Annotated in this window: 19 protein-coding genes; 7 read left to right on the forward strand and 12 right to left on the reverse strand. The window is 53.5% G+C overall.

From position 1 onward, the window contains the following. Nucleotides 1–101 precede the first annotated feature (101 nt). From amaB to rpe, 3 genes are all read left to right on the forward strand, one after another. Nucleotides 102–1643 (forward strand): L-piperidine-6-carboxylate dehydrogenase, encoded by a 1542-nt coding sequence (gene amaB / locus X474_RS02020; protein ID WP_044346429.1) that lies wholly within the window; start codon nucleotides 102–104, stop codon nucleotides 1641–1643. Nucleotides 1644–2058: 415 nt separating this feature from the next. Then, nucleotides 2059–2991, forward strand: a complete 933-nt coding sequence (locus X474_RS02025) for a calcium/sodium antiporter (protein WP_044346430.1) — start codon at nucleotides 2059–2061, stop codon at nucleotides 2989–2991. Nucleotides 2992–3069: 78 nt separating this feature from the next. Then, nucleotides 3070–3729, forward strand: a complete 660-nt coding sequence (gene rpe / locus X474_RS02030) for a ribulose-phosphate 3-epimerase (RefSeq protein WP_044346431.1) — start codon at nucleotides 3070–3072, stop codon at nucleotides 3727–3729. Between the two features lie 223 nt (nucleotides 3730–3952). Here rpe and X474_RS02035 read toward each other — a convergent pair whose 3' ends face one another. Beyond that, nucleotides 3953–5239, reverse strand: coding sequence for an agmatine deiminase family protein (locus X474_RS02035; RefSeq protein WP_197281926.1), 1287 nt, complete (start codon nucleotides 5237–5239; stop codon nucleotides 3953–3955). 637 nt (nucleotides 5240–5876) lie between these two features. Then, nucleotides 5877–6857 (reverse strand): DUF1573 domain-containing protein, encoded by a 981-nt coding sequence (locus X474_RS02040; protein WP_052514755.1) that lies wholly within the window; start codon nucleotides 6855–6857, stop codon nucleotides 5877–5879. Between the two features lie 198 nt (nucleotides 6858–7055). Between X474_RS02040 and X474_RS02045 the strand changes: the two genes are divergently transcribed. Beyond that, complete coding sequence (locus X474_RS02045) at nucleotides 7056–7724, forward strand: histidine phosphatase family protein (protein WP_052514756.1); 669 nt, start codon at nucleotides 7056–7058, stop codon at nucleotides 7722–7724. Nucleotides 7725–7728: 4 nt separating this feature from the next. On the opposite strand, the gene X474_RS02050 is transcribed toward X474_RS02045, so the two are convergent. The 8 genes from X474_RS02050 to X474_RS02080 form a co-directional block, all read right to left on the reverse strand. Continuing rightward, a complete protein-coding gene (locus tag X474_RS02050) occupies nucleotides 7729–8139 on the reverse strand; it encodes a hypothetical protein (protein ID WP_044346434.1) in 411 nt (136 codons plus the stop codon). Continuing rightward, entirely contained in the window at nucleotides 8136–9125 is a 990-nt protein-coding gene (locus X474_RS02055; RefSeq protein ID WP_044346436.1) for a hypothetical protein, read from the reverse strand. Before X474_RS02055 ends, X474_RS02050 begins: the two co-directional genes overlap by 4 nt. Then, nucleotides 9118–9864: a DUF434 domain-containing protein gene (locus X474_RS02060; protein ID WP_044346437.1), complete on the reverse strand. Its 747-nt coding sequence runs from the start codon at nucleotides 9862–9864 to the stop codon at nucleotides 9118–9120. The genes X474_RS02055 and X474_RS02060 overlap by 8 nt, the downstream gene beginning before the upstream one ends. 24 nt (nucleotides 9865–9888) lie before the next feature. Then, nucleotides 9889–10593 carry an MgtC/SapB family protein gene (locus tag X474_RS02065; protein WP_044346438.1) on the reverse strand — a complete coding sequence of 235 codons (705 nt, stop codon included), beginning with the start codon at nucleotides 10591–10593 and terminating at the stop codon, nucleotides 9889–9891. A 96-nt stretch (nucleotides 10594–10689) separates the two neighbouring features. After that, nucleotides 10690–10830 (reverse strand): hypothetical protein, encoded by a 141-nt coding sequence (locus X474_RS25925; RefSeq protein WP_156360573.1) that lies wholly within the window; start codon nucleotides 10828–10830, stop codon nucleotides 10690–10692. A gap of 217 nt (nucleotides 10831–11047) precedes the next feature. Next, entirely contained in the window at nucleotides 11048–12025 is a 978-nt protein-coding gene (locus X474_RS26995; RefSeq protein ID WP_044346439.1) for a DnaJ C-terminal domain-containing protein, read from the reverse strand. A gap of 143 nt (nucleotides 12026–12168) precedes the next feature. Then, nucleotides 12169–13071, reverse strand: a complete 903-nt coding sequence (locus X474_RS02075; protein ID WP_231688277.1) for an HDOD domain-containing protein — start codon at nucleotides 13069–13071, stop codon at nucleotides 12169–12171. Further along, a complete protein-coding gene (locus tag X474_RS02080) occupies nucleotides 13010–13381 on the reverse strand; it encodes a hypothetical protein (RefSeq protein WP_044346441.1) in 372 nt (123 codons plus the stop codon). The genes X474_RS02075 and X474_RS02080 overlap by 62 nt, the downstream gene beginning before the upstream one ends. Before the next feature lie 147 nt (nucleotides 13382–13528). On the opposite strand from X474_RS02080, the gene X474_RS02085 reads away from it, so the two are divergent. Beyond that, nucleotides 13529–13969, forward strand: coding sequence for a DNA polymerase III subunit chi (locus X474_RS02085; protein ID WP_044346625.1), 441 nt, complete (start codon nucleotides 13529–13531; stop codon nucleotides 13967–13969). A 9-nt stretch (nucleotides 13970–13978) separates the two neighbouring features. On the opposite strand, the gene X474_RS02090 is transcribed toward X474_RS02085, so the two are convergent. Both X474_RS02090 and X474_RS02095 read right to left on the reverse strand, forming a co-directional pair. Beyond that, entirely contained in the window at nucleotides 13979–14542 is a 564-nt protein-coding gene (locus X474_RS02090) for a hypothetical protein (RefSeq protein WP_044346442.1), read from the reverse strand. Further along, the gene (locus X474_RS02095; protein WP_044346443.1) at nucleotides 14542–15195 is read right to left on the reverse strand and encodes a TIGR04211 family SH3 domain-containing protein; all 654 of its coding nucleotides are present in this window, start codon (nucleotides 15193–15195) and stop codon (nucleotides 14542–14544) included. The genes X474_RS02090 and X474_RS02095 overlap by 1 nt, the downstream gene beginning before the upstream one ends. Before the next feature lie 382 nt (nucleotides 15196–15577). Between X474_RS02095 and X474_RS02100 the strand changes: the two genes are divergently transcribed. Further along, nucleotides 15578–16441, forward strand: coding sequence for a 3-hydroxyacyl-CoA dehydrogenase family protein (locus X474_RS02100; protein WP_044346445.1), 864 nt, complete (start codon nucleotides 15578–15580; stop codon nucleotides 16439–16441). Between the two features lie 443 nt (nucleotides 16442–16884). Next, on the forward strand, nucleotides 16885–18183 hold the full coding sequence (locus X474_RS02105; protein ID WP_044346446.1) for an amidohydrolase: 1299 nt from the start codon (nucleotides 16885–16887) through the stop codon (nucleotides 18181–18183). Nucleotides 18184–18185 lie beyond the last annotated feature (2 nt).

The following is an 18185-nucleotide window of genomic DNA, read 5'->3' on the forward strand; positions in this document are numbered from 1 at the left end:
CTCCCCGGGCATATCAAATCGCACCGGGTTTCAAGGCCGGGGGGCCCTGAAAACACCTTGTTTAAAAACGGCAATGAGCCTTACGGCCTGGAATAAGGAGGATGCTTGTGTACGACTTTCTTAAGAAATTGGGAATAAAAGAGGTCAACAGCGGGGCTTCGGTCGGAGGTGAGGCAGGCTGGCTCGAAACCGGCGGCGAAGAGCTGATATCCTACTCGCCCATAGACGGCAAGGCCATTGCCTCTGTTAAACAGGCCAATGAAAAAGACTATGAAAAGGTGGTTGAGGCCGCCCAGGAGGCCTTTATAAAATGGCGGCTCACTCCTGCTCCCCAAAGGGGGCTGGTGGTGAGGGATATAGGCTATGAACTGAGGCGCTTCAAGGAGCCCTTGGGAGAGCTGGTCAGCCTTGAAATGGGCAAAATCAAGGTGGAAGGCATGGGGGAAGTCCAGGAGATGATAGACATCGCCGACTTTGCCCAAGGTCTTTCCCGGCAGCTCTACGGGCTCACCATGCACAGTGAACGCCCCGGCCACCGCATGTATGAACAATGGCACCCCCTGGGGGTTCTGGGCCTTGTCACGGCCTTTAACTTTCCGGTGGCGGTGTGGTCCTGGAACAGCCTCATCGCCGGGGTCTGCGGAGACACGGTGCTGTGGAAGCCCAGCTCCAAAACTCCGCTCACCGCGGTTGCGATTATGAATATTCTGGCCCCTGTGCTGGATGCCCATGGGCTGAAAGGCGTTTTCAACCTGGCGATAGGCAAGGGCAGCCAGGTGGGTGAAAAGATGATCAACGACAAAAGGCTGCCTTTGATCAGCGCCACCGGCAGTTGCGCTATGGGGCGCAAGGTGGGGCAGGCCGTGGCCGCCCGCCTGGGCAGGAGCCTTTTGGAGCTGGGCGGAAACAACGCGATTATAGTAACCGAAGACGCGGACCTGGATATGGCCATAAGGGCCACTCTGTTCGGTGCGGTGGGGACAGCGGGCCAGCGCTGCACCTCAACCAGGCGCATAATCGTGCATAACTCGGTCAAGGATAAGTTCATAGGCACCCTGGCCAAGGCCTACGCTCAGGTGCCCATAGGAAACCCCCTGGAAGAAGGCGTGCTAATGGGGCCTTTGGTCGACCAAAAGGCGGTGGACGATATGATGGCCGCCTTGAAGAGGGTCAAGGAAGGCGGCGGCAAGATCATCTACGGCGGCGGCCTGGCCTCGGTAACGGGCCTGGAAGGCGGGTTTTATGTTGAACCCACCTTGGTGGAAGCTCCCAAGGACCTTGCCGTAATGCGGGACGAGACCTTTGCCCCGATTCTCTATATTGTGGGCTACGATGAATTTGATCAGGCCCTGGAACTGCATAACGGGGTTGATCAGGGTCTGTCATCTGCGGTTTTCACCACTTCCCTCAAATACAGCGAGGCCTTTTTGTCTCACGCGGGCAGCGATTGCGGCATTGCCAACGTCAATATCGGCACCAGCGGGGCTGAGATAGGCGGGGCCTTTGGCGGGGAAAAAGACACCGGCGGAGGCAGGGAAAGCGGTTCAGACGCCTGGCGCGCCTATATGCGCAGACAGACCAACACCATCAACTACAGTTCGGAGATGCCCCTGGCTCAGGGAATTTCCTTTGACCTGGATTGAGGCCGCCGTTGGTTGATAATCAAGAATGTGCAGTCAGTTTAAATAGTTGGAAGAGGCTTTTGTTGGTTGCAATTCAAAAGGCCTGAAGCCGGCCATGAACACGCCCCCGAAAAACCTGTGATTTTTCGGGGGCCCTATAACGGCCCCTAAATTGAGAGCGAAACAGACAGGCAATTTTAATGCTCTGGCAAGACCACGTTTTTGCCGAAACATCAGGATGCCCGGTGTATTGATGCACCGTACATGGCTCTCGGATTAAGGCTGCGCCTTGTCAACTTCATCCGTATAATGTAACCAGCTCCCTTGGTTTGAAAGATCAAGGGAGCTGGTGCTGTGTGGACGCGGTGGAGCTTTTCGGCAATAGCTCTTTTGCCGTATAATGTGAAATTGTTTCTGATTTGAAAATGCGTGCAATATGGACTTATTGCTTTGGTCCCTGGTGCTGGCGGCAGCCCTGGCGGTTTTAATAAAGGGCGCGGATATCTTTGTGGAAAAGGCCGCCCACATCGCCCGGGTTCTGGGAATTTCAGACCTGATTATAGGTGTCACCTTGGTCGCCCTGGGCACCTCTCTTCCCGAATTGGCGGCCAGCCTGTCTGCGGTTTTTAACCAGGCAGGAGAATTTGTGGCCGGAACCGTGGTTGGGTCAAACCTGGCCAATATCACCTTTATTCTGGGCGCGGCGGCTCTGGCCTTCAGGGGAGTGAATGTATCTTCCCAGATGCTGGGCAGCGATCTGCCGGTTATGATGGCCTCGGCCCTGATCCTTACGATCATGGCCATGGACGGCACTATAGGCAGGGTGGAAGGCGGAGCCCTGTTTTCCATGTACCTGGTTTTCACGGTCTCCATTGTGCGCCGTCAGCGTGAGGAGTCAAAAAGGGACCGAACCGAAAAGCTGAAATGGACTGTGCCGGTCTGGCTGGTGGCCAGCGGGGCGGCGATTTACCTGGGCGCTGACTATACGGTCCAGGCGGTGATCAAGATTACAGACCTTCTGGGTTTGAGCGACACCTCCCGCCTGGCCCTGACTGTGGTTGCGGTGGGATCCAGCCTGCCGGAGTTGGTCGTCACTCTGACTGCGGCCAAAAAGGGCTTTGATGACCTGAGTGTGGGAAACGTGGTGGGCTCCAATATCTGCAACACCTTTTTGGTGGCCGGTGTGCCCGCTTTGATATCCCCCTTGCCGGTGAGCCCGAGCGTGGTCTCAACCGGTTTGCCTTTTATGCTGGCGGCGAGCCTGCTTTTATGGTTTTTTGTGCAAAAAGAGATGCTCTCCAAACAGGTTGGAGTTATTTTTCTCTTGGTTTTCGTGGTCTACATTGCCAGGTTGTGCGGAGTGCAATAAAGGGTTGATCACCCGGCCCGCTTAAATGGTCCCCTGGCTGCATAATGAAGATTTGTTCGGAAAAAAAGCGAGGATGCCATGGTCAAGATATGTCCTTCCATTCTTTCGGCTGATTTTGCCCGCCTGGGTGAAGAGGTTAAGGCTGTGAGCCGGGCCGGGGCTGATTATATACATGTGGATGTGATGGACGGCCATTTTGTGCCGAACCTCACCCTGGGGCCGCCGATTGTAAAGGCGGTCAGGCAGGTCACGGACCTTCCCCTGGACGTGCACCTCATGATCGACAACCCGGATGAGTATCTGGAGGATTATGCCAAGGCAGGGGCTGATTTCATTGGCGTGCACGCAGAGGTTTGCACCCATTTGCATCGCAGCCTGGGGCGTATAAAAGAGCTGGGCAAGAAATCCTGTGTGGTTTTGAATCCGGCCACCTCTCCCGCTGCCATTGAGTATGTCCTGGATATGGTGGACATGATCCTGGTGATGAGCGTGAACCCCGGTTTTGGCGGGCAGAAATTCATCCCCTCATCCATTGCCAAGATCAAGGCCATAAAAGAGATGCTGGATGCGCGCTCCCTTAGTGTACCGATCCAGGTGGACGGGGGCATAACGGCCGAGACCATAAAAGACCCCGCCCTGGCCGGGGCCACGGTTTTTGTCTCGGGTACAGGCGTATTTGGCCATAAAGACGGCTACCAGGCCGCCATGGAAGAGATGCGGAACGCAGCCGGGGTGTAATTTTTAAACATCAGAGGCGAATGGGTGTTGGCCGGGGATTTCCTGGTTGGCATAACTAATACAGGTATTAAGGTCTTGGATATCCGGCCAAGGCCCGGGAACCACCCGCCTTTCTAACAGCATCAATACGAAAAAAGGGACAGACCGGGGCCAAAAGACCCGGTTTGCCCCTTTTTTGTTGTTTGACTTTAAAGGTGAGCAGATTTCGTTAGTTGTGATTCCCTTATTCAGGCTGTTGTTGGGTGGAGCAATGAATTCCCCCGCCGCCCAAGTTGATCGGCAGGCTGTGGACGGGAACAATTTTTCGGTTTGGGAATGCCTTTTGTAATACGGCCAGTGCAGCTTCGTCTTTTTTCTTGATGGATTCCGGCATGCCTTTTTTCCAATACTTCTGAGTCACGACAACATCATTGGAAATCAAAAAATTGCAGTAGCTCAATGCCGGAACCAGCAGCACCGGGCTGCCGTGAGGGAGAACCGTGCCGTCTCGATAGTTAGGCGAGGATTGCTGAACCAAATAGGCTTCGTCCGTAGGTTGCGCTTTTACATAGATGGGATCTGGAATTGGAATACGGATAATTTTTAACCGGTTGCCGTCTTGATCTGTGGATTTTTTCAAGATGGCGTAGTTTTCTTCCATCCGGCGCCGATTTTCCCTTTCCACTGGCCCTTTGGCTGCTTCTTCCTTTGATACTTCAGCCAGAAGCACTGTATCCGGTGCAATAAAACGACAATATTCGTCAGTGTGGTTATTGGCCGAACCACTTCTGTATGACCTGCCGACACCGCCCGGACCAGGCAGTGAGCTTTGGTTCATGGGGTCGTCGTCAACTGTTCCCTGCTTAAGCCAGATAAAGTTGGTCACACCGAGCATCCGGGTCATTTCGGATTCCAAGTCCTCGCGAGACAGGTTGGGATTGCGTTGGAATTCACAGGCTTCGGTTAGAATAATCGTGCCTTTTCCATTCAGCTCACGCGCCCCTCCTTCGCTGACCAAGCGTGTCATGCGGCTGGGCAGGCCCATGGATTCGGCTACAGTGCGGTCTATTTTTTCCATCATTCGCGCATGTGGATGGGTGTCGGAATGGTAGCCCCACAGATTGAAATTGAAATCCGCGATACTTTTTCCACCGGTCTCATTCACCGTAAAAATAGGGCCAAAATCCCGCCAATAGAGCGAGGTAAACGGGATTAGGTAAAATGATATTTTATCCATGGGAAGTTGCGTGCCGGCCAGTATTTTCCGAACATGGTTTTTTTGGGTGTCATCAGGCACGCATATACGGACATTTACCGTGGGGGCTAAAGCCTTGACCACTTCCAATAGGGCTGAATCGGTTTTATGTCCTTTGACATATTCCTTGCTGAGCCACCCCATCCAAACAGCCTTATGAGGCTCAAACTCACCGGGAAATCTCCACATGCCATTCTCCTCTGCGTGGATTGTCCACGGCAGGCAAATCAACAAAAATAAAACCGCTAGCGAAATGGTTTTTAATTTTCCAAACATGGGCATCCTTTATTTTGGATAAGAGTTCAAAATGGGGTGTTTGAATTTCCGTGGATAAGGCATTTGGCGGCCCGTGTCAAGGCCGTAAAGCCCTGGCTATTCAAACGGCCTTGACATGGGCGGTGAAATGCCCCGAAATTAAACACATTTTTTGAAATAAAATTACTTGTGACTTGTTAAGCTGTATTGATATCAAGAGGAATAGGGATGGCTTTTAAAGAGGCTAAAAAGAGATCGATTAATTTTGAGTTTTTCAATTAATTTTGAATGCCGGATAAAAAAGAGGCCCACGAGACTGGACCTCTGTAATGAATCAGGTTGCACCGCTATTTGGGGGGAAGGTTTGAAGGTTTTTCAATAGTTGTGTGGTTCTGTAAATTGTAAAGCCGTATTTTTTCTAAATAATGGGAGCAATCAGGCTGTTGATAAACAGCCTGAACGCGGGCCATGGACACACCCCTGAAAAATCTTAAGTTTTTCGGGGGCCCCGAATGACGGCCCGCCGAATTGCGAGGCTTTCTTAAGACGAGTAATTCTAGCCACTTGGCAAAACCGCGTTTTTGCCAAGTGGCCTCTGACAAAGTCCAGGAGGACTTTGTCAGCAAGCTAAATTAACCCTGCCTTGGTGTAAAGATGACTAGCGCACCACGCCCCTTAAATGTACGGCAAAGGCTTTGCCCTCGGCCTGGATGGAGATAGTCTCCTGAAAAGGGCCCTTGGCCAGCTTGTCCATTAAAGGCTTGACCTCCAAAAGCAGCTTGGCGTCTTTTTTCTGCCAGGTCTCTTTGATTTCGAACAGGTCTTTGTTGTATTCAAGGTTTTGCAGGACCAGTTTTTCAGCACAGTCCTTGCGCACCAGGATGGTCCTGGTGGGGGCGTAGCCGTTCTGGGTGAGGCCTCCGAAATAGACCTCATGGGGCTGAACCGCAAAGGGCCCCCTCACCTCGGCCACCACATAAAGGCTTATCTTGCCCTGGCCCGGCACCTTGAAGAAAATGGGACCGGCAAAATTAATCGGCGAGTCGGCTATAACCCTCAGGGTCAGGGTGTAGGCCTTGCCGCCGGGATGGGCCTTTAAACTTGCCTCCAGGTAGTCTGACATGGGGTTTTCAATCCCCGCGATCAGGATGTTTTTTCCGTCCGGGTCCGTGAGGGTGGCGGTGGTGCTCACATCGGCGCCCAGGCAGCCCGAGACCTTGATTCGGCGTCCCTTGTCAACTTTAATGCGGGATTGGGTTTCGCCTATCATCACCAGGGTGACAAAGGGTTTGGAGGCGTCGTTGGTGGCCACAACCGCTGTCTTGCGAAAGGCTCCGGTTATGCCTTCAGTGTCCAGGTCGATCACAACCGCGCCTTTTTCTCCCGGTTTGACCACCCGGTCAAAACTCGGCACGGTGCAGGAGCAGGAAGGGCTGACCTTGTCTATGATAAGGTTCATATCGCCTTTATTGGTAAAGGTGAATTCCGCCTTGACCTTTTGCCCTTCTTTCAATTGGTTGAAAGACCATTCAGTCTGGTCGAATTGAATATCCGGTCCCTTGGCTGCCTGAGTCGGCGCTCCGACAAAAAGCGAGAAAAACGCAGCCAGAACGAGCATTACGTAAACCAGCCTGGACATCTTAACTCCTTCGGGTGATTATGGTTGACTAAGAGCCTTTGGAAAAAAGGTTCCCAGCTCATAACGGCGACGAACCTATTATAATTGTTTTAGGGATACCGGCGTTATTCAAAACTCTTAGGGCAGCTCCCCTTGAGAAAATGAAAATACACCTTTGAAAAATAGCACGGACCGGGTTTTGCGTCCAGGAGGCGTTTAATGGCAATTCGCAGAAGAGGAAAGTCGGCTTTTCCGGAAATGGTGAGCACCAGGGTTTATCTTTGGCGTCATCCGGAAGTAACCGGCTGGACAGACGGCAAGGTCTGGGGGCATACGGATGTGCCCCTTACCAGGGCCGGCAGGGAGCAGATTCCGCCGGTGGCCTCTTATATGTCCACTCACAAGCTGGCCGCCATCTACACCAGTGACCTGCAACGATCAATGTTAATGGCAGATGCCATAGCCAAGCGGCAAAAGCCCAGACCAAGAACGGAACAGAACCGGGATTTCAGGGAACTGCACCTGGGGAACTGGGAAGGCCTGACCCTTTCGGAAATAAAGCGAAAATATCCCGGTGAGTTGGAAGAACGGATGAACAACTTGACCGGATACCGCATACAAGAGGGAGAGTCTATCGAGGATCTTGTGGGACGGGTGATGCCTGCCTTTTGGCGAATGATTGAGAAACACAATCATGAAAACATCTGCCTCGTGGGGCATGCCGGGGTGAACCGGGTGATTCTCTGCGAACTTTTGGGTGTGCCTTTGGAAAACCTCTTTCGCCTGGATCAGGGGTTTGCCTGTCTGAATGTGATAGATATCTTTGACGACGGCATACCTGTGTTGCGCAGTTTCAACCAGTCCGTGGAGAATCAGAAAAAAAACTGAGCCATCAGGGAGATGGGGTGGGTTTTTCCGCCAACCCGGCCAGGCGGGCCAGCCAGGCCTGATTAAGCCTGCCCTGGCCCTTAAGGTCTGTGAAAACAGCGGTCAGGGCCAGGGGCCAGCCGCTGAGTTCTTCTTGAAAGACCATTAAGGTCCCTTTTTTCTTTGCAATGAGACTGAAGCTCTGGGTGGTGTTTATGCCCAGGCACCTGCCCTCCAATACAAGGGATTCACCGGGGACAAGGCTTTTGATCCGGGCCTTTACCCTGAGATTGAATCCCAGGGGGGCAAAGGTTAAGAAACCTGTACCGGCCAGGCCGGGGTCCAGGCCTGAAAGTCCCACCTGCTCCATGAAGACAGCCCAGACCTCGGGCCCGGAGGCCCGGATCAGGCGGTCTGATTCAAAAGTTATCCTCAAAGTAAAAGTCCTTGAACCTTGCGGCGGTGCAAGGGGGTCACTTCCCTGGGCTCCTTGCCTTCAATAAACATGCGCACCTTTTCCCCTGGTTTGAATTTTCCATAACCAGCCACAATCGCCAGGGCCAAGTCCATTTCCTGCCCTTGTTCGGGTCCCCAGTAAAGCCCCAGGGGGCCAGGGTTGCTGAAGGCGTGCATTTTCACTGCGCCTGATTCGGGCAGTTTTTCCATGATCTGGTTTTCGGCCTGGTTGCGCCCCACCATGAGCTTGGCCTCAGGCGAAAGGCGTAAGTGCCTGCCGTGTTTAAGGGAGCGGATTTCATCGGCCCCCACCTGGGGGGTGTGTTCAAAAAGATCCTTGAGCCGGTTTGAAAAACCCGGTTCCGTGAGTAGACAGCCTCCGGCCGGGGCGGGGTAGGAGGTGACTCCAAACTCCTCGGCCAAGGCAATCTGGGGCTTGCGCCCCCGGCCGGAAAGGTCGAGCAGCATTTCCCGATCCACCAGGCCCTGGTTCTCCATGGGCGAGGCGGGCAGCAGCTTGGCGGAAAGGGGCCTTAGGATCTTGTCTTTGCATCCGCTCATTTTGGCCACTGTGGCCAGGGACTGTTTGTTCTGGCTCATGGGCCGTTGTCCCATCACCTCACCGGTGAACAGGAAATCAAACCCCTTTTCCTCCAGGATAAGGCAGGCCTTTTCCAGCATAAAGGCGTGACAGTCTATGCATGGGTTCATATGGGAGCCATAGCCGTAGCGGGGATTTTTAACAACCTTTTCCAGGTGTTCCTCAGATATATCCACCACATTAAGGGGAATCCGGTTGGCTTTGGCCGAGGCCCGGGCCGCCTGGGCGTCGAAAAAGGGAGAAGTATAGGTTACAGCCTCCACATACACGCCGGCCCTTCTCAAAACCAGACAGGCCAGTATGGAATCCAGGCCGCCTGAAAACAGGCCCAGGGCCTTGGATTTGGGGGTGGGGGGTTCATTCATCAGGTAAAAATACCTCCAAGCGAAGAGCCAAGAACCTTGCCGTTAACTCCGGGGAAAGGTCGGCTTGGGTCAGAATTTTTTCAGGGTTTTGGATCAGGTCGCCCACAGGGTCTGTCGGCTGGTCCACCTGGTCCAGTAAAACCGAATCACTGGTGGCAACCGGTCCTTTGTGCTTAAAAAGTTCTTTTTCCGGCACCGGCACTGCCCGGGCGTCTCCGGTCATGCCGTTTCTGGCAAGCATGCGGCGTAAATTTCCGGCCAGCTCCCCGCTTTTTTTCAGCGGGCTGTCGAGCCAGATATATACGGCCGAGGCCCCGGACAGGGCCGCGAGCATGAGCTGAGCCGCTAACAGGGTGAGTTCTCCCGGTTTATGGGAGCTGCCCACCCCGGCAATATCGCGCACAACCCCGTCGTCGCCCAAAATGAGCCGTCCACCTTTGAGAGCGGTCTCCAGGGTTATTAACAGGTTGTGGCCATCCACCCCCACTCTGGCGCCGGCCAAGCGGTCAAGGCCGATAAGCCTCGCCTTTCTGGCTCGGGCCGCCAAGGGGGCAAAGACGCCCCGCCTTAAAATGTGCCTGTCATGGCGGGTTAGGGTATAGCGGTCTCCCACCAGGGTCAAGACCCGTTCCCTGGGATAGCCCCTGGATAATAAAAAACGTAAATCTCTTGCCGCCTTATCCAGGTCTTTATCTACCGGCCTGAACTCCGGCCGCCTTGGCGGGTTTTCCCTGTTCATGGTTCTTAAGCCGCTTTTTTCAGGTTAGGGCACCTCTGACTGCTGCCAACTGTAGCAGAGCACCTTGGGCATTTCCTCCAGGCTCTTCAGCATTCCCTGCCATTTGCGGCCGGAGGTTATAGCCAGGGAATAGGTGAAGATCACCCGGTTGCTTTCAAGGCAGCGTTCCCGGCCGGTGAAGTTAAGGTTGGCCCTGTACTCCTTGAAGAGTTCGTGGATAAGGTCGTCCGGGTCTGTGCCTTCGGTCTCCACGGTAAGGGTGACAAACTGGGACCTGGTAATTAAAAGCTCCAGGCGCCGCATGATGGTGAGGGCCAAAATGGTCAATAACACCGCAGCAATGGAAGGCAGGTAAAGTCCGGCTCCCACCGCCAGTCCCACTCCGGTGCAGGTCCACATGGCTGCGGCCGTGGTGATGCCGATCGCCGAACGTTTGCCCTGGATTATGGCTCCCGCCCCCAGAAAACCCATGCCCGCCAGGGCATAGGAGGGCAGCCTGGCAGGGTCGATGCGAAACACCGATTCCTCGCCAAACGGGGAAAAGCTGGTGCCTAAGTATATGGAAAGACTCATCACCAAGGCTCCGGCCATGGCAACCATCATGCAGGTGCGCAAGCCCGCCGCCCTGCTGTGGCGTTCCCGTTCCAGGCCGATAAAGAGGCCTAAGATGGTGGCCAGGGCAATGCGGCCGATCATGATCAATTCTTGGGAGGGTATTTGGGTAAACATCTTTCGCCGCCTTACCGGGAGCCGCCTGGTTTATACCTAATTAAAACGGAGTATAGTATGACCCCCGATAATGGTTATTTTACCCGGCCTGGCCCCTTAAGGTCTTGTCTTGATTTTACTTGCCTTGTTTTTATGGCCTTTTGCACGGAGCCGCTTCATGACATTCCGGCTAAATAATAAAAGCCCCGGCTGTTGCCGGGGCTCAGGTTGTTGATAAACAACCTGAATGCGGGCCATGGACACACCCCTGAAAAATCTTAAATTTTTCTGGGACCCCGAATGACGGCCCGCCGAATTGCGAGCCTTTCCTAAGGCGAGTTATTCGAGCCAGTTGGCAAAACCACGTTTTTGCCAACTGGCATCTGACAAAGTCCAGGAGGACTTTGTCAGCAAGCTATAACCCCGGCTGCTGCCGGGGCTGATCACAAAATGAACGGGATTAACGGCTTTTGGCTTAAAGCCCTTCTTTGGCCAGCTCCTGCAGGAGTTCCTTTTGCCTGGAGTTCAACTTTTTGGGGATTTTCACCTTTAGTTTCACGTAAAGATCCCCTCGGCCCGAACCCTTGAACCGGGGCAGCCCCTGACCCTTGAGTCGCAACCTGGAGCCGTTCTGGGCTCCCTTGGGCACCTTGATCGAGAGGTTGTTGTTGCCAAGTGTGGTTACTTCCACCTTGTCTCCCAAGGCGGCCTGGCTGAAATTGATTTCCTTTTCATATTCCAGGTCGTCGCCCTCCCTTTTGTAGGAGCTGTGCTCAAGCACCCTCACCCGGATCAAAAGGTCCCCCGGTTGGGCCCCTGCCGGTCCGGGCTCTCCCTTGCCGCCGAGCCTCAGCTTCTGGCCCGTGGCTATGCCCGCGGGTATCTTGACGCTGACCCGCTCCATTTTTCCGCCCCTGCGGTAGGAGACCATCTTGTTGGCTCCGTGAAACACCTCTTCCAGGCTTACCGGCAGCTCATAAATCAGGTCTGTTCCCTTCATGGGTTGGGCTGTTGCGTCGCCAAAGCCCTGGGAAAAGTCAAACCCCTGGGTTCCGCCTTGGGCCTGGCCCGGCCCCTGTCCGGTGAAGGTGTAGGTCCTGAAACCGCCGCCGCCGCCGGGCTGAGGGCCTCCCCTGCCCGAGAAAAAGCGGGAAAACCCACCCAAACCCATTTCGCGCAGGATATCTGCTATATCGCTTCCCTGGTAAATATCGTCCTGGCTGAAGCGCTGCTTAAATCCCTGGCTGCCAAAGGCGTCGTATTGCTTGCGTTTCTGTTCATCACTCAAGACGGCGTAGGCCTCGTTCACAGCCTTGAATTTTTCTTCGGCCGCCTTGTCACCCTTGTTGCGGTCAGGGTGATATTTCATTGCCAGCTTACGGTAGGCCTTTTTGATTTCAGTGGGGCTTGCAGATTTTTCCAGACCCAGAGTTTTGTAATAGTCTTCCGCCATAAGTGCCTACTCGATAAAAAAAGTTTAATGATTCAGTGGTAAATGCTTAACATCTTGCTCTGGGATTCAATATAAGTCTCTCCCCTGATAGTGTCAAGAAAGCCGGATTTTAGAAAAAAACGTGTTGTTGCCTAGTTGGCTACTCAAAAAGGGGCCAGGCTGGAGTCGGTCACATCCGGCCCCAGTTTTTCGGGCATCATTTTTATCACGGTTTCAATGGCTTTCAAATTCAGCCCCAGATGTTTTAGGGCCTGCTTTTGCAAGGGGGGCACATACACGCTTTCCGAGGTGGTAAACCCGTAACCCTTCACCAGGATATCGGCCAGATGCACCGCTGCCGCGGCCAGGGAGGCATTCGGCGCTTCAAGGGGGGTGTGATGCCAGCGAATCGGTTCAGTCAACTCAAGGGGAAGTTTCCAGCTTTCAGCCAGCCACATTCCGGCCTGACAGTGATTAAAGCCCAACACTTCCTCTTCGGCCCGCCCGGTTCCCATGTCCTCCACTTCAATCAACTCGGCTACTGATTCGGCGTCATGGGGAAGTTGAATCTGGATCACCACCTTGCCCAGGTCGTGTAAAAGGCCTGCCAGGGCTATTTCTTCCCTGCGTTCTTTTATGGCGGGGCTCATCTCAGCCACCAGGCCGGTGGTCAGGGCCACGGCCAGGGAATGCTCCCAAAGGCCCAACTGTTTTTTTTTCATCATCTCAAACACAGCCGAGGTGAGGATAAGCCCCTTTATCACTTCAAAACCCAAAAGCACCAGGGCCTGGGTCAATGATCCCACCTTGCGGGAAAAACCGTAAAACGCACTGTTGGCCAGTTTCAACACCTTGGCGGTGAGAACCTGGTCCTTGCTGATGAGCTTGCCAATATCAGAGGCGGAAAAGCGGTGGGATTCCACGGCCCGGCTGATCTGATCCAGCATGCCGGGTAGGGTGGGCAGACTTTTCAAAAACTGAATCCGTTTTTTGGCATCCCTGGTCTCAACCGTCATGACCCGGCCTGCCTTTCCCGGAAGAGGGAGCCTGGGCAAAGGTGTCTTCATCAAAAATTCTTTGCCTCAGGTTTTTACGGAAAATTTCCTTAATGGCCATGAGGATGGAGTCGTTTTCCACCCTGGAGAAACGAAGCTCAAGCGCTTTCTTTTCCCGGCTCAGGTATCTTTCCCTTTCCCCTGCGTCTGTAAAGGCCTCACCCTCAATGAGGACAAACTGAATATCCAGCCTTTCCAAAAGGCGGATTTCTGATGCGCCCAGTTTTTTTCCCGCCGGAATAAGCGTCACCCCGTCCGGGCGAACCACATCCCTGGCCAGGGTGTGCCCCGGTTTCAGGTTTTTTATGGATACCTTGATCATGCCCTTGCCTTTTGTTTAGCGTCTATGGTTTATCCCTTTAATTAATTTAGCAAACCCCGGATAAGCTAACAAGACGGGGTTGTAAGGAGGCCGGGCTGTGCTATGATCTGCTAAGGTAATTTTAAGACAAAGAGGTGTTTGTTTGTGATGGATGCGGTTCGGCATGAGTTTGTGAATCTGGCAAAAGTGGGGCTAGCCCCGGAAAAGGCCTGCGCCAGGCTCGCCGCCTCTCTCCAGGCCGGGGGTGAAAGGGTTCTTATCTTGTGCGCCGATGAAACCCAGGCCAGGGAGATGGACCGGCTGTTGTGGGAGTTTGACCCGGTGTCTTTTGTTCCCCATGGCCTTATGACCGAAGAAGGTGCGGAACAAGAGCCGGTGCTTATCTGTTTTGGGGAAGCTTCCAATCGCAACCAGGCCGAAATTTTGATCTCGCTTTATATCCCGGAACTTCCCTTTACCGGCGGTTTTAAGCATGTCATTCAGTTTGTACCCGCCGAAGACGGCCCGGAACTGAAAAAAGCCCGCGACCGTTATCGCGAGTTGAAAAACAGCGGCATGCAGCTTATGCACACAACTCACCTGAATTAAATCAAATCTTCAAGGCTTGGCTTTGTCAGAGTGTTTTTCCGGCAGGGGCGGAGAAAGAAATCCGCCTTTAAAGCGCAGAAGAACCTTTCCCTCGGGCCTGAAATAAACATAGTGCTCTTCATCCGAAAAATAGTTAACCATAAAAGACCGTTGGGGTTTGCCCCAGGCCATCTCCACCAGGGGAAAGGTGTCGCCTTTTCTGATAATGCCCTTGGCCAGGCGGATTTTTTCCTTTTGCGGCAGGATCGTTTTTTTTATTCTGAGCAGGCGTTTTTTATGGCTTGAGGCTCGGCCCGGAACCAAGACAGCCGAAGACGCAGGTATATAACCTTCCCGCGGTCTGCCCTTTTCCGCCGCAGGACTGATTACATGAAGGTCGGGGCCTTTGGGAGCGATCAATTTTAAGGGGGTGAAGGCGGGGAGTTCTGTTTTGACCCTGCCCTGCAGGTCTTTAAGGGTGGTTTTTTGGAGTAAGACAGCGCATATTTCGGCCTGGCCCCCATGGCAGGGCAAGGGGGCCAAGGCGATGATCAAGGCCAGCAGTATAAGAGTAACCGGCTTTATTTTTTTCATCAGTAGATGTTTGAGGAATAGCGTTTTTTTCGTTTTCCCATGGCCAAGCCTATGAGCCAGCCCAGGATAAGCACCCCCGCCCCGGCTAAAAACCACTGCAGGTTACTGCTGAATTTAATGGAATCCACCTCGGTCGTCATTTCGTCAATTTTGGCGGTTTGGGCCTTGAATTCCTGCTTTAAGTTTTCATGGGCCTTTTGCAGGTCAAGCACGCCCTGGGACTTGACGGTCAGGGCCTCCAGCTTTTCCTTGGTCTCGGCCTCTTGTTTTTCCGCTTCGGCAAGTTGGTTGGTGAGTTCCTGGTTGGCCTGGGTAAGCTCGGTCAACCGGGTGGTAAGGTCCTCTTTATCTTCGGGGTTCAGGGCCTTTAGCTTGAGGCCTGCAGTCTGCTCGGTTTGCAGGTACTGATACTTCATCCAGCCTTCGGTGCCGTCGGGCAGCCGGACCTTGGCCCAGCCCTTTTCACCCTTTTCAACCATGACCACCATATCGCCCGAAGAAAGCACATGCACAATTTTATTTTCCAGGCTGGGGCCGGTTCTCACCGTTACTTTGAGCTGGTCGGTTATGTATTGAGTTTCCCCGGCCAAAGCGGGAAGGTTCAAAAGAAAAAGGGCGACAATGGTTAAAAGCGCCGTGCGGCAGTGGAACATGCCTAAAGACTCCTTGAGGCTCAGAGGGTTGGTAACAGATGTTATGTGGCAAAATTAACAGACTGAAAGATTATAGTCAATTGGCGTCTAAAAGGGCAATAATCTGTAAATCAATGCTTTTATTGGTTAGTTTAACTTGATTTGAAAGTTCCCGGCTTGTTGTTTTGATTTCCCCGTACTCCGGTTATTCAACTGGATTTGACCTTTTTTTATCGTAATGCTATGAGCATGTAGGCAACCGTCTAAGGGACTGCCTTTCTCCGATCCCCTCACCGGAGGATTCCGATCTTGTGTGCAATGGAGGCCTAAGGGTGCTGAAAACACCCGGCCTTACTAATGGTTTTTGAGAAAGATTCACAACCGTTTTTGCGAAGGAGGAATCATGAGCGAGATCAAGACAATCGGAGTTGTTGGCGCCGGGACCATGGGCAACGGCATCGCCCAACTGGCCTCCCAGATCGGGGCTAATGTTATTATGCGCGATATCAAGGAAGAGTTTGTCGAGCGCGGCCTGGCTTCCATAAACAAATTCCTCTCCAAGGGGGTTGAGCGCGGCAAGGTCACTGAAGAGCAAAAACAGGATGTCCTTTCCCGTATCAAGGGAACCACCGAGGTCTCCGACCTGGCCGAGGCGGACTTTATTGTTGAGGCGGTTATAGAAGACTTGGATCTCAAGAAAAAGGTGTTTTCCGAGTTGGACGAGGTCTGCCGGCCCGAGGTGATTTTGGCCACCAACACAAGCTCCATGTCCATAACCCTTATCGCGGCCGCCACCAAGCGTCCCGAAAAGGTGGTTGGCATGCATTTCTTCAACCCGGTTCCCCTTATGAAGCTGGTGGAGATCATAAGAGGCTATGCCACCAGTGACGAGGCGGTTAAGGTGACCAGCGAGCTGGCTCAGAAGATGGGAAAAGAAACGGTTGAGGTCAAGGTGGACAGCCCGGGCTTTATCGTGAATCGGCTGATGATCCCCCATATGCTGGAGGCGGTCAAGCTGGTGGAAGAGGGCGTGGCCTCCAGGGAAGATGTGGACAAGGCCTTGAAACTGGGCTTGAATTATCCCATGGGCCCCTTTGAGCTGATGGATTTTACAGGCATCGACATCTGCAAGTTCGTGGCCGACTATTTCTATGATGAACTGAACAAGGAACTGAAATGGGTTTCTCCCACCCTGCTTAAAAACACGGTGCGCTCAGGCAACCTGGGCCGCAAGACCGGCAAGGGTTGGTACGATTACAAAAAATAGCCTTTTTTAAATCCGGCGGGCCTTTAAAAAAGGGCCCGCCGCCGATCAACCCGCCGCACCTGAACCTGCCCCTTGAGGATAAGCCGCTTCATTTTTTCCGGGTTGGGAGCATATTTTTGAATGACGCCTTCAGCCGGGTCATGCTCCTCCAACAGGTCTTGTTTCCTTGAAAAATTTAGAGTAAAAGCCTTCAAAATCCGAGAGTTCCGGGGACCCTTGGCTCCACACTCAACTGCGAAATTTTTGAGGGCAAAGGGGGAGGAGAGCCCGGTAAAATTACATTTAATGCCGCTCTATGTAATATTTAGAATTTATACAAATCCATTTTTGTTAAATTAGGAAAGGGAAAAATCAAGAAAGGCTTTATCCCCTACACCGCATGGTGGATCCCCCTGGATTCAATGACCCGTAAGGGTGTTTTCATTAGCAGGAGAAGTAACCGTATGCATGACCTCTTAGTAAAAAACGGCGCTATTTTGACCATGGATCGGCATGGCACTCAGATTGAAAAAGGCAGTGTCTTGATCTCAGAGGGGCGCATCGCCTGGTGCGGACCGGAAAAGGATCAGCCGGCAGATGGGGCAAGCCGGGAGTTGGACGCCGGGGGCGGGCTTATCCTGCCGGGGCTTATAAACAGCCACACCCATGCGGCCATGACCCTATTGCGCGGCCTGGCCGACGACCTGCCTTTGGAGACCTGGCTTACGGATCATATTTTCCCTGCTGAGCAAAATCTGACAGCCGAGGCGGTCTATTGGGGCTCCATGCTGGCGGCCCTGGAAATGATCAGAAACGGGGTCACCAGTTTCTGCGACATGTACCTTTTTGCCCCCCAGGCGGCCAGGGCTGCTGATCAGGCCGGTCTCAGGGCCGTGATCGGTGAGGTTATTTATGATTTTCCCTCTCCTTCTTATGGCGAGCTGGAAAACGGTTTCGCCCTGACCCGTGAACTGATTCGGAATTATAAGGATCACCCCCGCATTACCGGTGCGGTAATGCCCCATGCCACCTACACCTGCTCGCCCCCGCTTTTGGAAAAGGCCGGTCAAATCTGCGGAGACCTGGACGCGGATATGAATATCCATTTGGCCGAGACCAAGGTTGAGACCCAGGGCATAGTGGAAAAATACGGCAAGCGCCCCCTGGAGCACCTTAAGGGCCTGGGCCTGGTGAATAACAGGCTTTGGATAGATCACGGGGTGGATTTGAATCATCAGGAGATAGAGCTTTTGGCCGAGGCCGGGGTGAGGGTGGCCCATTGCCCGGAATCGAACATGAAGCTGGCCAGCGGCGTTGCGCCCCTGGATGAGATGCTGGCCCGGGGAGTGGCCGTGGGCCTTGGCACCGATGGTTGCGCCAGCAACAACGACCTGGATCTTTTGGGCGAAATGGATTCCTGCGCCAAGCTGCATAAGGCCCACAAACTGGACCCCACAGCCGCTCCGGCGGAGAAGGTGCTTTCCTTGGCCACCAGTTTGGGGGGCAGGGTCTTTGGGCATGACGATCTGGGCCGCATAGAACCCGGCGCCTTGGCCGATCTGATTGTGGTGGATACGGACACCCCGCACATGACTCCCATGTACAATCCGGTGAGTCAGTTGATCTATGTGGCCAGGGGGTCCGATGTCAGGCATACCGTTTGTCACGGCAAGGTGCTTATGCAGGACAGGAAATTCACTGAACTGGACGAGGCGGAGATCACGGCCAAGGCACTGGAATACGCCGTCGGTCTTAGGGGGTAAAG

It is taken from the genome of Dethiosulfatarculus sandiegensis (assembly GCF_000931935.2).
GTDB lineage: Bacteria > Desulfobacterota > Desulfarculia > Desulfarculales > Desulfarculaceae > Dethiosulfatarculus > Dethiosulfatarculus sandiegensis.